The organism is Novipirellula sp. (assembly GCF_041583735.1).
Lineage (GTDB): Bacteria > Planctomycetota > Planctomycetia > Pirellulales > Pirellulaceae > Novipirellula.
Map to the genome: position 1 here is coordinate 1 of NZ_JBFHFD010000188.1, position 13,686 is coordinate 13,686.

The 13,686-nt window shown below is 55.3% G+C and carries 6 protein-coding genes; 4 read left to right on the forward strand and 2 right to left on the reverse strand.

The features are described from left to right. Positions 1–376: 376 nt before the first annotated feature. Positions 377–2,137 carry a TIGR03545 family protein gene (locus ABX962_RS15440; RefSeq protein WP_372720914.1) on the reverse strand — a complete coding sequence of 587 codons (1,761 nt, stop codon included), beginning with the start codon at positions 2,135–2,137 and terminating at the stop codon, positions 377–379. Further along, positions 2,134–3,033 (reverse strand): TIGR03546 family protein, encoded by a 900-nt coding sequence (locus ABX962_RS15445; RefSeq protein WP_372720916.1) that lies wholly within the window; start codon positions 3,031–3,033, stop codon positions 2,134–2,136. Before ABX962_RS15445 ends, ABX962_RS15440 begins: the two co-directional genes overlap by 4 nt. Positions 3,034–3,331: 298 nt before the next feature. Between ABX962_RS15445 and ABX962_RS15450 the strand changes: the two genes are divergently transcribed. The 4 genes from ABX962_RS15450 to ABX962_RS15465 all read left to right on the forward strand — a co-directional run. Next, positions 3,332–6,196: a PD-(D/E)XK nuclease family protein gene (locus ABX962_RS15450; RefSeq protein ID WP_372720918.1), complete on the forward strand. Its 2,865-nt coding sequence runs from the start codon at positions 3,332–3,334 to the stop codon at positions 6,194–6,196. Positions 6,197–6,269: 73 nt separating this feature from the next. Next, positions 6,270–8,894: a UvrD-helicase domain-containing protein gene (locus tag ABX962_RS15455; protein ID WP_372720920.1), complete on the forward strand. Its 2,625-nt coding sequence runs from the start codon at positions 6,270–6,272 to the stop codon at positions 8,892–8,894. Beyond that, a complete protein-coding gene (locus tag ABX962_RS15460) occupies positions 8,891–10,168 on the forward strand; it encodes an exonuclease SbcCD subunit D (RefSeq protein WP_372720922.1) in 1,278 nt (425 codons plus the stop codon). The genes ABX962_RS15455 and ABX962_RS15460 overlap by 4 nt, the downstream gene beginning before the upstream one ends. Further along, the coding region (locus tag ABX962_RS15465) for an AAA family ATPase (protein WP_372720924.1) at positions 10,168–13,686 on the forward strand (3,519 nt) is incomplete at its 3' end. The genes ABX962_RS15460 and ABX962_RS15465, both read left to right, overlap by 1 nt.

The following is a 13,686-nucleotide window of genomic DNA, read 5'->3' on the forward strand; positions in this document are numbered from 1 at the left end:
GCAGCCTGAACGACGTCACGTCACCTAAACACAAATAATCCACAAGCCGATATTTAAGGCCTTGTCCATAAGAGCCATCGCTATCGGTCTGCCCGCACCCAGCAAATTACCGGATGCCGTTTTCGGAGCAGCGTAGCTACGGAACGCAAATGCCGTAATTTGCCGTCTCTCAATGTTTCACAGCGCCCAAGCGGCTAACATAAGAACGGTGATGTCGTCATAAATCAGCAGTCTCCTTCGTCGGTGGAGAGGTGGCAGCAACATAGGCTGCAGTCCGAGGGTTGCCACCCCCGGCAGAGATTGTGCCGCCCTCTGGGCTAAAATATCAACCTATCAATCGGACGTCGGAGACGTCCGGCGACATTGAAAGCCGCCTTTAACGCAGCTTCTTCTCGAAGGCGCCTCGCAACTTGCCGAGATAGACGTCGGCCTCGCCGACTTCGCTCATCACCTTTTGGCTCATCTCTTCGATCGACTTGTCCGCACTGGCCAGCAGCGAACGTGCTTCGCTTTGCTGTGACGTCAACCATTCTCGCAACGCCAACGTTTGCTCCAAGTGAGCCTTGTCGACCTGTTCCTGCAGCTTCTGCTTCGATGCCACGATTTGATCATTGACAGCGTCCTGAGTCGCTCGGCGGAACACTTGGCCAAGATTGGTGTGCATCTTCAGGGCAAGATCATTCCACTGGCCGCTGAAGTTGGCATCAATCTCGATACGGTCGACCGCATCTAAACTCGACTGCAACGACTGGACCGCCGCCGATTTAGCAAATTTAGAATCGACCGCAAGCTTCATCTGCAGCCCCGTCTGCTTGCTGACAAAACGGCCTTCGACGTTCTCACCTTCGCTACGCAGTTGGACCCACAATTCGCGTTGGCCGCCACTAATCTTGATTCCCGCTTCGTGTTGGCTGCCTAAACGCAGCGGTTTGGCTTCCATTTGCGGCCAATGCAGAGTCAACAAATCGACATCCGCACCGCGACGACGATCGACCGCGTATTCAACGCGAACCACATCGGGCCCATCTAATTGGAACTTGACCAGCGTTGGCTCTCGCAATAACTCGGGCGTCGGGGTCAGATTTTCAACGATGCCTTTGAGCGAATACATTTTGCCGTTGGCACGCATCGATCCGCCGACTTCGCAGCGACGAACCAGCAAGGCTGAGAGCTGTGCGTTGCCAAGCAAATCAAAGTCTTCGCCTCGCCCCCGTTCGCTCTCAGGCGCCACCACGGTGTAGTTGGCGATCGTGCGTCCCCCATCCAGGTAGCCGCGAATCTGATCGATCTGTTTTTGCACAGCAAACTTCAACATATCGATACCAAAGTCGTCCCCATTCTGAAGATCGCCTGGCACAAATTGGTTGACTTTTTGCATGTCGATCTTCTTCGCTTCATCCAGCGAAGCGAGATCGGATTGCAGTTGTTCGGGCAAGGTGTCGATCGCTTGGCGAACCGCCATCAATTCGTTGCGAGCTTGTTTGGCTTGCTCGAGCGTCCGCTGCAGTTGCGGCCAATCTCGCAGCGGATTGTCGATCCCACGTGCTTCATCACGCACCGTGCGAATCTGTTTTTCCAAGTTACGTGCTCGCACAACCAACGAATCGTATTCGCTTTCCCAGCGGTCGCGGATCTCACGACTACGGCGAACTGTTTCAAGATTTTCGGTCAACGCACTTGCTTCGGCGCTAAGCGAATCAGTTGTCGCGGCAATCATGCGAGTCAAGAACGAAGGGGCATCCGAAGGCGAAGGAGCCGCCTCTTCTTGTTCGTCTTCATAGTGTCCCGACGAATCTCGATCGGCACCAATGACCAGACCGGTGATTTTGCCATCGCGGGCAACCCAGCGGCGATGCAGCATCGCGTCGCCATCGATCACCAGCTCGATCGATTCGGCGCGAAACATGTCCTCCATCTCTTTGCCCTTACGAGGATCCGCGACTCGGAAATCCGAATACGAGATGCTCGGGGGAAACAGTCCGACATGGGCGCTGCCGATTTCGACTTTGGCACCGGTGGCACTTTCGAACCCTTTGATTGTCACGTAGCTTGCGACCGGGCCTAGGCCCCAACGCAACAACATGATGATCGTGACAACAATGATCAGACGGGTTAGTACAAAACTCCAGCGTATCATGCTGCATCCTTTTGCTTAGAGGTGCGCAATTGACGAAGTAAGTAATTCAGCGCCTCGTCCATCGGTTGTTGATCGGTTTCGTCCTCGTCCTGAGTGGCCGAGGGAGTGGTTTCAATGGGGCTGTTCGCCATGTCGGCATCTTTCATGCGAATCACATCGATTCGCGTCTCGACCGACATACGAGGCATCTGCAGGTGTTCGCTAGAGTCGTTTGATTCATCATCAAACGCGGCGTTCACCTCTGCATTAACTTCAGCATGGGTTTCCGCGTCCGACTTGGAAACAACATGCGATTGATCGATGCGAACGACCATCGGCTGTGTCGCCGCGGCAGCCACCTCGCCTACGCGACGTGGCGTTTTCGGGGCGTTGGGAGTTGCGGGCTGAAGCACGACGCGGTTTTCTTCGGCATCGAGTGCTTCATCCGAAAGGGCGTCGATCCGCTCGCGTTCGGCCTCCGCATCCTGGGGTTTGAACAACCGAAACACGGGGTAGGTGATCAGGAAGATCGGCAGCACGGCGGCCAATCCGATGACAAAACTTCCCAACACAACGGTGTTGTTCAGATCGGTCCACGGCACCAGCGGCAACTTCCAAAAGCTGGCCATCTTGGGACCGAGCGTCGGATGCGTCAGAATATAGCTGCCGACGTCATGCGAATACGGATCAAGCTTGGTGGCGGCGAAGGTCGTCCCGATCGTGGTCAATGCCGCCATCGAATGGTTGATCTTCAGCGACAACAAAACGATCAGCACAAACAGCGCCAACAGATTTCCGTGCGGAATAATGCCCAACAACGCACCGATCGCAACCGCCCCAGCAAGCTGGTGCGGATATTTGCGTCCGGCGATCGCGTGGCGAACGTTACTCAATAATTTGATGGACCAGATGATCATCGCGGTGCGCCTCCATGCGCACGGTAGTGGCTTCCCTGGGACTCCATTTGTTAAGTGTTATCGGCGCTGCGGCGCTAGAACATTCAGCACAGACGGTAAATTTTCCCAAGTCCTTTCATTCTTTCTGAACGGAACCAGGAAAGATGGGCAACCTGGGCTGACTGCTTGTTTTTTTGCCTTACTAGCAAAGAACACTTTTTTCCTGAAAATCACTCCGTTGTGACCAGACGTGTCACTCCGATCGCGACACTACTGTATTTCCGCCTCGGGTCGCATGACCTTTTTTGTCACCGAATCTATGAATCCACAAATCACGACCCAATTTCTTGGCTGGGAAGCCCCGCTGCTGCCGCGTGCTGTGGAATCGCTGAAAACGAAATTTGCGTCGGCGAATCAATTTGATCTGTCAGGACTGATCTGCGTTCTGCCCACCTCGCAAAGTTCCTATCGTTTCGAGACGCTTTTGAAGGAAGCGGCCGCCAATGCCGAATTGCGTCTGAGTCTGCCCCGAATCCTGACACTTGGTCGGCTTCCCGAACAACTCTATTCGCCCCGCGCCAAACTGGCGATCGACTTCGAGCAAACGCTTGCTTGGTCCCAAGTCCTTGCGGCGACCAATCCGGAAACGCTGAAACCGCTTGTTCCCACATTACCGACGTCCGATGAAGCGGATACTTGGATGGAGTTGGCGGCGACGATTCGGGGGCTGCACGAGGATTTGGCCTCGAACCAACTTTCGTTTGCCGATGTGGCCGCCGCGACCGAAGCGGAAAACGACCAGCGACGATGGACACTGCTGGCGACGTTGTTTGAATCGTATTTAAAACGACTCGCCTCGGCGGGGCTGGCCGACCCGCATCACGAACGTCGATTTGCGCTGGCCAACAACGCCTGTAAAACCGACTCGACGATCGTGATGATTGGGACGAGCGACCTGAGTCATCTGCAGATTGCGATGCTGCGAGCCATGCAAGGCGAAATCATTGCGATGGTTGCCGCCCCCGAAAACGAAGCGTCGCGATTTGACGACCTGGGCTGTATCGAAACGAGCAAGTGGGCCGATTACCGCTTGCCGATCGAAGACGACCAATTGATTCCGGCCGGCGATATTGCCGACCAAGCGACCGCCGTTGCCGAAGTGATTGCCGAGTTTGCACAACAATATCCGGTCGACGAAGTCACGATCGGCGTCACCGACGAATCCCAAGTCGGCCCGATCGAGTTTGAAATGCGAAGCTGCGGTGTCGATACGTTCCGAAACCTGGGCTGGAGCATCGACCGGACGGCGATCGGGCGGCTGCTGAATTTAACCGCGTCCTATTTAAAAACTCGCTCGTGGCAATCGCTGGCCACGCTGGTTCGGCACGCAGATGTTCACGATTGGATCTGCAAACAGGATCCCGACGCGGCCAAGTCCTGGTTAACGCAGTTGGACCAACTACTCGCCAACCACTTTCCCATCCAACTGGCGAACCCGTTGCCCGAGGAGGCAAAGAAAAACTACCCCACGGCGATCCAGGTCGCCAAACGGATCGAAAAATGGATGGCGCCACTGCAAGGGGCGAACCGCTCGTTAGGGCAATGGTGCGGCGCGATCTCGCAGTGGCTATCGACGCTTTATTCTCAGGAACTCGATTCCGAACAACTCGCCGACGAGTCTCTGCCACTATTCGCATTCGAATCGGACAACCTTCCTGAAGACAGCGGCCCGCAAGACCGAACGGCGATGGCGCTGCATTCGGTTCGCGGATTGTTAACACGGTTTGCCGAGGTCAACGCGGAATTGGATCTCGAAATTGATGGGGCGAGTGCGATGCAAATGATCGCCAATCGCGTCGGCGACCTGCGTGTCGTCGATGCGATGAAGCCCGACGACATTGAAATCCTCGGTTGGCTCGATCTCGCCTTGGATGATGCTCAGGCGTTGGTGGTGCTGGGGCTGAACCATCCGTTTGTCCCCACCGCAGTCACCAACGACGCGTTTTTGCCAGGCACGCTGCGAACTCAATTGCGGATGGCCGACAACGACCGCCGCTTTGCCCGCGACGTTTACAACATGCAACTATTGCTGTCGACTCGCCAATCGGTTCGTTTTATTGTCGGTCGCAATTCGGCCGATGGGACTCCGACACCGCCCAGTCGATTGTTGGCGGCAGCATCGGACGAGGACGTGGCTCGGCGAATCCGCTTGTTACTCGAAAAAAGCCGACCGGGAGTGGTGGTCCAGCACGGCTGGGACACCGCAAACGTCGAATCATCGCTGCCGATCCCCAAGTTGCCCCCTTCGACCGGTACCTGTCCGGTCAAGGCCATGAGCGTGACCGCGTTTCACGATTACTTGGCATGTCCGTATCGATTCTATCTGCGTCATGTGCTGAAGCTGAAACCGCTGGACGACATGTCAGCCGAATTAGCGGCGAACCAATTTGGCGATTTGATTCACGGTGCGCTGGAAACGTTTGGCGATTCCGATGACCGTGACGAAGCCGACGCGGACAAGATCGAAAAAATCCTGCTTCATCATTTGCACCGTTATGCGAGCTTGCGATACGGCGACTCGGCTTCCACCGCGGTGGCATTGCAAATCCGTCAAGCGGAAAGACGACTTCGCAAAGTGGCGATCGAACAAGCCAAACGCATCGGCGAAGGCTGGGTGATCAAAGAATCCGAAGCGTCCGTGGATGACAAACGTGACGGAGCCTGTATCGAGGTCGACGGCTTTAAAATGGGACTTCGTGGCCGACTCGATCGCATCGACTACCACCCCGATTTAGGACGCTGGGCGATTTTGGATTACAAAACGCACGGGCACAAACCTGAGAAAAAGCACCTCAAAAAGACCGACGAGGGACTGAAGTGGATTGACCTGCAATTGCCGCTCTACCGCATGATGATTCCGTATCTCGGCATCGAAGCCAATCCAACCGAAGTGCAACTCGGTTACTTCAATATCAGCGACAAGGACGAGGAAACGAAGATCAACATCGCCGAATTTGACGAACCGCTAATGGATCAAGCTCGACTACTGATCCTCGCCTGCGTTCGCCGCATCCGTGACGAAGACTTTGCGCCGAGCACCGACCCGATCCAGTACGACGACTATGACATGATCATGCAAACCGGCGTGATGTCCGTCGCCGGCGGAATGGATGATTCCGAATAGGCCGCATCGTTCTGCCGCGATGTTGCCGTGCCACTGATAGTTGATGCCTTTCCCCAACCCCCACAAAATCACCTTGAACGCCACCACACAAACCAACGCACTTCGTCCGACGCTCGTCCGCGCGTCGGCAGGGACGGGAAAGACGTACCAATTGACCGCCCGGTTGTTGCGGATTCTGCTGCAAGACTCGCCGCCCGAGACGATCCTAGCGACGACGTTTACTCGTAAAGCGGCTGGCGAAATCCTGGACCGTGTGTTGCTGGTGCTTTCCAAAGCGGGCGATGACAACGATGCCGATGCACTGCAGCAATTGCGAGATCAAGTCGGGGTGCCGACGCTGAACCACCAAACGTGTCGTCAACTGCTGCACAAGATCCTGCGCAACATCCATCGCTTGCGGATCTGCACGCTCGACAGTCTGTTCACCCAATTGGCACGTTCCTTCCCGTTTGAATTGAACTTGCCTCCCGCGTGGCAGTTGACCGACGAGATCCAAGAGATGTGGATCAAAGAACAAGCGATCAGCAATGTGGTTTCGATGCTGAATCCGAGCGAAATGACCACGATCTTGACGATGCTTGGCAAGGGCGAAATCAAGCGTTCGATCCAGCGTGAATTGATGCAAGTCATCGATACCGCCTACAGCACCCAGCGTCGCAGCGAACAAGAGGTTTGGCACAAGCTTGTCGTTCCGAAACGTCCCGAGCAAAAAGATTTAACGCGAGTCGCTGGCGAGCTTCGCCAGGCCGAAGCGAAACAAAAGACCGTGAAAGCCAAGCTGCAAAAATTGGCGGATGTCACGGAAACGGGCGACTTCAAGACATTGACCGATGAAACGTTGATCGTGAATATCGCCAAAGCCCGCCGGACGGGCGAGGATGTCAAGTTCGGACGCAGCGTGTTACCCGACGGACTCGACGAGGCGCTGGACGTTGTCTACGCAGCCGTCCGAACCGAGGTGCTAAGTTTGCTGAGCGCCCAGAACGAGGCCACAGGCAAGGTGTTGGCGGCCTACGATTTCCACGTCAACCAACTCAAACAAGCCACTCGCGTGCTGGGGTTCGAGGACGTCGCGGTCCGGTTGGCCAACCTGTTTGCCAAGGTCGACCATGCCTCGTTGACCAACCGCATGGACGGCGCGATCGACCATGTTTTGCTCGACGAATTCCAAGACACTTCGCCTGCCCAGTGGCAAGTGCTGCGTCCGTTGGCGATGCACGCTTGCGACACCGCCGCGGCGGAGCGTGATGGATCGTCATGGCAGACCGCCCGATCGTTTTTCTGTGTCGGTGATACCAAACAAGCGATCTACGGATGGCGCGGTGGCGTGGCCGAGATCTTTGATGCCGTGACCGACGAGATCGCGGGCATCACCGAATCCGAACAAAATGTCAGCTTTCGTAGCAGTCCCGACATCATCGAGTTCGTCAATACGCTGTTTTCCAACCTCGCTCGTCATCCGATGGCAACCGAAGGCGACGTAAAAAACCCGGCCGACAAATCGGCTCACGAAGCCGAGTCGATTCGCAAGTTTGCCAAACAATTCCCACCGCATGCAGCCAATAACAAGTCGCTTGCCGGTTACGTGCAAATCGAAACCAGCCATACGGTCAAAGACGGCGACAAAGCGGCCAACGATGACGCCTGTTTTAATGACGCGGCAAAACGAATCGCCGAGATTCACAGAAAATCGCCTCATAAATCGATTGGGGTGCTGACGCGAACCAACGGCGCGGTGGCTCAATTGATCATGCGGTTGGAGGCACTCGATATCGAAGTCAGCCAAGAAGGAGGCAATCCGCTGACCGATTCCGCCGCAGTCGAAACGGTGTTGTCGGCGTTGATGATGGCCGAACATCCCGGAGATGGACGTTGGCGATTCCACGTCGAACAAACGTTGATGGTGGCCGATCCGTCGCTCAATGAAAACACGATTCGGATGCGAGTCGAACGCGATGGGATTGCCCAAACGGTCGAGTATCTCGCTGGCAAACTCGCTGCGAACTGCAACGCCCGCGACACGTTGCGACTGAAACAATTGACGCGGCTTGCCATCGCGTACGAAAACAATCCTGGCCCACGACTGCGAGACTTCGTCCGTTTGGTCCGCGAGAAACGGGTCGAACGCCCTCAGCGTGCTCCGGTGCGAGTGATGACGGTGCATCAATCCAAGGGACTCGAGTTCGATGTCGTGGTGTTGCCACAGTTGGATGGACCGCTCACACGCAGCAGCGGCAATTGCGTCGCGGACATGAAATCGCTGAGCGAACCGCCCAGCGGGATCACGCGTTATATTGGACAAACGCATTGGCATTTCCTGGATCGTCGCTGGCAACTCGCGTTTGGGGGGCAAGGAGCAAGCTCGATGACCGAGGCGCTCTGTTTGTTGTATGTTGCCATTACGCGAGCCAAGCAGGCGCTGTACATCATCGTTCAGCCGAGCAAGAAAAAGGACTTTCAAGTCAAAACCGCCGCGTCGCTGATCTATCACGCGCTGGGTTGTGACGCGGACCCTACTGCCGACAATGAAACGCTGTATTGTTCGGGAAACCCTGATTGGTACAAAAATGACAAGGGGCCTGCGAAACGGGTCGTCGCTGATAGCGAACCCGTCAAGCACGTCGAGATCTGCTTTGCCCACGCGTCTTCGTCGTCGCGTCAAAGTGCAAACCGCCAACCTTCATTGAGACAGCATTGAGTAAACGAAGAATCTTACATGCCGCGGACATCCATCTGGACAGTCCGCTGCAAAACTTGGAATCATACGAAGATGCTCCGGTCGACCAAATCCGTGGCGCCTCGCGTCGTGCGCTGGAAAACTTGGTGCGGTTGGCGATCGACGAAGAAGTCGACTTGGTCGTGATCGCGGGCGATCTTTACGATGGCGATTGGCGGGATCAAAACACGGGGCTGTTCTTCGTCGCTCAAGCGGCCAAGTTGACGCGTGCCGGAATTCCGTTGGTGGTCATCCGCGGCAACCATGATGCACAAAACATCATGACCTCGTCGTTACCGCTGCCCAAGAATCCCGACGGCAGCGAGATCATGTTGGCTGCCGAAAAAGTCGATTGCCGCATCTTCGAATCGATTGGTGTGGCCGTGCATGGTCGCTCGTTCCGCAAGAAAGCGGAAACCGACGATCTTTCGAAAACGTACCCCAAACCGCTCTCAGGAATGTTCAATCTCGGACTGCTGCACACCAGTTTGACGGGGGCCGAGGGGCACGATAATTATTCACCCTGTAAACCGACTGAATTGACCGCCAAAGAATACGACTATTGGGCGCTCGGGCACATCCATATCCGCGGCGAGCACGGAACCGAGGATGGAGCTCCGATCGTATTCAGCGGCAACATCCAAGGCCGCCATATTCGCGAATCTGGCGAGAAGGGCTGCGTGATCATCGACATCAATTCCCGCGGCAAATGTACACGAACGTTTCATCCGCTGGATGTCGTTCGCTGGGAATCGTTCGAAATCAATGCTGCGAAAATCGAGCATGTCGATGACATCATCGAAGAATACGAACAATGGCTGCAACAGACGGTCAAAACGATCGAGGATCGGCTGCTGGTTTCTCGTGTTTCGATTGTCGGCGACACACCGATCCACAACGCCCTGCATCAAAGTCGTCGTCGTTTAGAAGCGTCGCTGCGCGCCACTGCGATCACGCATGGTGCTGGCCAAGCTTGGATGGAAAAGTTTCGCTTACGAACGTCGACGCCCAATCACGAATTGGACCTGGGTGATTTGGAAGGACCGCTGGCGAGTGTTTCCAAAATCTTTGATGACCTACGCAACTCACCCGAGCGGGGCAAATTGATTGCCAATGAATTTGCGGCATTGATCAAGAAAGTGCCCGAACAAGAAGAAAACTTTTCCGCCGACAACGACCAATGGGTCGACGAACTGATTGAATCCGCTGCCGCGGAATTGCTCGGCCGTTTGCAAGGAAGCGAGGACGCGAACTGATGATCATTGAACGACTCGATTTAAAAGCGTTTGGACGTTTCACCGACACCTCGATCGAATTGCCCGACGGTCCGCGGCGGTTACACATCATCTACGGGCCCAACGAGTCGGGAAAATCGACAAGTCTGCGCGCAATCACATCACTGCTGTATGGCATGTCCAAACGTGCCGAGGACAATTACATCCACCCGACGGGGAAGATTCGAGTCGGTGGCAAGTTGTCCGATGGTAACGGCACCGTGCTAGAGTGCCTGCGGCGACGCGGCAACAAGGCGACGCTGCGCGATGCCGACGACAATGAAACGATCGACGATGCGGTTCTCGACGCAATGCTAGGTGGCGTTGATCGCGAGGCGTTTGAGCATCGCTTTGGTTTGTCGCATGAGGAACTCGTTCGCGGCGGTCAAGCCATCCTCGAGGGCGAAGGAGATCTGGGTGAAATCCTGTTTGCCGCCGGAGCCGGGGTCAGCCAACTGAAAACGGTGCAATCCCAACTCGATGACTTGGCGGGCAAGCTGTTTGTTGCGGGCGGTACCCGAGGGGCGATCAATCAATTGTCTCGCGAAATCGCTGAAAAACGAAAAGAACTCGAGCTAGCGAAAATCCCTCCGAGCGATTTTAACGATCTCAAAGACGAACTGGATCGAGAGTGCCAACGCGTCGACGAACTGCAAAACTGCGTCAAAGAAGCGGCGGTCGCATTGTCGAAACTGCGTGCGGTTAAGAGCGCATTGCCGTTGATCCCGCAGTGGCATTCGTTGCTTCAAAAGCTAGACGAACTTGCCGATGCACCGCGGCTTGACGATGCCTTTAGTGAACGACGCCGCACCGTCGACACTCATCACGAGATCTCGCTGCGGCAAACGCGTTCGCTCAGCACCCGCGTCGATGAATTGACCAAACAGCTGAAGAGCCTCGGCGATGACTCGGCGATTTTGGTTCACGAAGCCCAAATCGACTCGCTGTTTCAGCGTCTCGGTGCGAGAGAAGAGGCTCGGACTCAGCGTGCCAATCTGCAACGCACTCGCAAAAACCTTGATCGCCGGATGGTCGAAGCGTTACAAGAGCTTTCGGTCGAAATCGTCTCGCAAGAAGAGCAGGCGGTTACCGATGAAATCGATTCATCACTAAAAAAACTGCGGGTTGTCGATTCGGTGCGAACCAAGCTCAACGATTTGGCGCAGCAATACGCCGTGATCGCCAAACAACGAGACGACGCCGACGAAAGCCTCCGCTCGCTCAGCAAACGGCTTGCCGAAGCCGATGAACAAGCAAAAGAAACGATCGTTCCGGACGATCCCTACTCGATCAGCCAATTGATCGAGTCGGTTGGATCTCCCGATTCGGTGCTGTCGAATTTGGCTCAGCAGAAATCGGACGTCAAACAACTTCAAAACCGCTGTGAACAAGTCGCCCGAAAATTGGATACGTTCTGCAGCCCGATTGCGTCGTCCGGCGACACCACCGCGGCTTCGTTTGCAGATTCGTTCCATGACACCGCCAAATTGCGATTGCCAGTGGAATCGGCAATCGAATCGGCTGTCCAGAATCTCGAAAAGCGAGAACAGCAACTTGCCGCAGTAACGCAACAATGGAAGCAACTCGACACGACCGAGCGGGAATTGCAACAGCGACTCGAAGCGGTCCAGTCTGTCACGACGCTACCGAGCGAGGAACAATTGGGCGAAGCTCGTGAGCGTCGCGATGCAATTTTCTGCGATGTGATCGCCGCCAATCAAGCAGGAACGCTCGACACCAAAACGCTGACACAGTTGCAAGCGGAAATCCGCAAAGCCGATTCGCTAGTCGATGCGATGCGGTCTCATCACGAACAACTGCACCTGCAAAGTTCGATCGAAGAGGAGCTAAAGAAGGCTGCCAACCAAAAGACGCTTTGCCAAACAAACGGCGAGGCAGCGAAAGCCGCGTTCCAAGAGGCCCAGCAACAATGGCAATCATTGTGGGAAGCCTCGGGCGTCACCCCCACCACGCCTGACCGCATGTATCGCTGGATCACCGCGCATGCTCAATTAGTGGAAACGACCATCCGGCTTGACGAAGCCCGAGAGCGTGTGAGTCAACTCGAAGAACGTATTGCCGCCTCGTGCAAACGACTCAATCACGCGATCGAATCAGCCGTCGTCGACAAACCTGTCTTGGTCGGCAGTGACGAACCGAGCCTGTTTGACCAGATCGACGCGAATGATTTTTCGTCGCTGTACGATGACGCGGTGAATCTTCGCACGACGCTGCATCATGCTCGTAAACGTTACGATGAACAATTGAAACAACATGACATGATGCGTGAAGAGTTGCCGAGATTGCAAACGCAACTCGAATCGCGTCAACGCGACTACGACACGTGGCACACCGATTGGGCCGCCGCCACATCGGCACTGGCCGAATCGGTAGACCGCACTCCAGCGGTGGTGTTGGAAAAGATCACGCAAATCGACGCGTTGTGTGCCCAGAAACGCGAACGCGATATTTTGGCTCACCGCATTCGATCAATGCTCGAAGACGACAAGACCTACCAAAAAGACGTCGCACGCCTAGCCACCGAACTGGGCATCAAGCTCGAGGAAAAGGAAGGGGACGTCAGCGACGCCTTCAGCACCGTCAAGCAGCTTTACAATCGATTGCAAAACGAGCGTGCTGCGTCACAACAACGCGGTGTTTTGGCAACGCAACTTGCTTCGACTGAAAAGCAACTTGAAACTGCCGAGCAACAGGTGACCGAAGCCGAAGTCGCAATTCAAAAGCTGTGCGAAGAAGCTGGCTGCGACGCGGCGGAACAATTGGTCGAAGTCGAGCAGCGATCCAAACAGCGGCAACAGTTCGAACAATCCAAGCAAGCGATCGAAGAGCAATTGCGGATGCTTTCGGGTACCGTCCAGCTCGAAGCGTTCGCCGAAGAGGTCGCCGAGCACCAACCCGAATTGGTGCAAATTGAAATTGAAAAGATCGAAGCCGATCTAGCCAATAACCAAGAATCGCTTTCCGAAGCCCAGCAAACGGTCGGTGCGTTGCGACTGCGGCTAAAACAAATCGATGGCAGCGATCGGGCTTCAGAACTTTCGCAATCGATCCAATTTTTGACCGGCAAAATGGAGAACGCGATCGAAGAGTTCGCTCGCGTGAAGGTCGCCGCGATGATGCTGCGACAAGCGATTGAGCATTACCGACAAGAGAACCAAGGGCCGGTACTACAACTTGCATCGACGATTTTCCAACAACTGACACGAGACGAATATGACTCGTTAAAGGTCGATTTCGACTCGCGTGGAAAGGTGATGTTGTTCGGAACTCGCACGCGTAGCGACGAACCCGATGTGCCAGCCAACGCCATGAGCACGGGGACAGCCGATGCATTGTATTTGGCCCTAAGATTGGCTTCGATCGATCATCAATTGACTCGTGGCACCGCGTTGCCATTGGTGGTCGACGACTGCTTGGTCCAACTTGACGATGACCGGGCGTGCGCCGCAATCACAGCCTTGTCCGAATTATCCGCACGC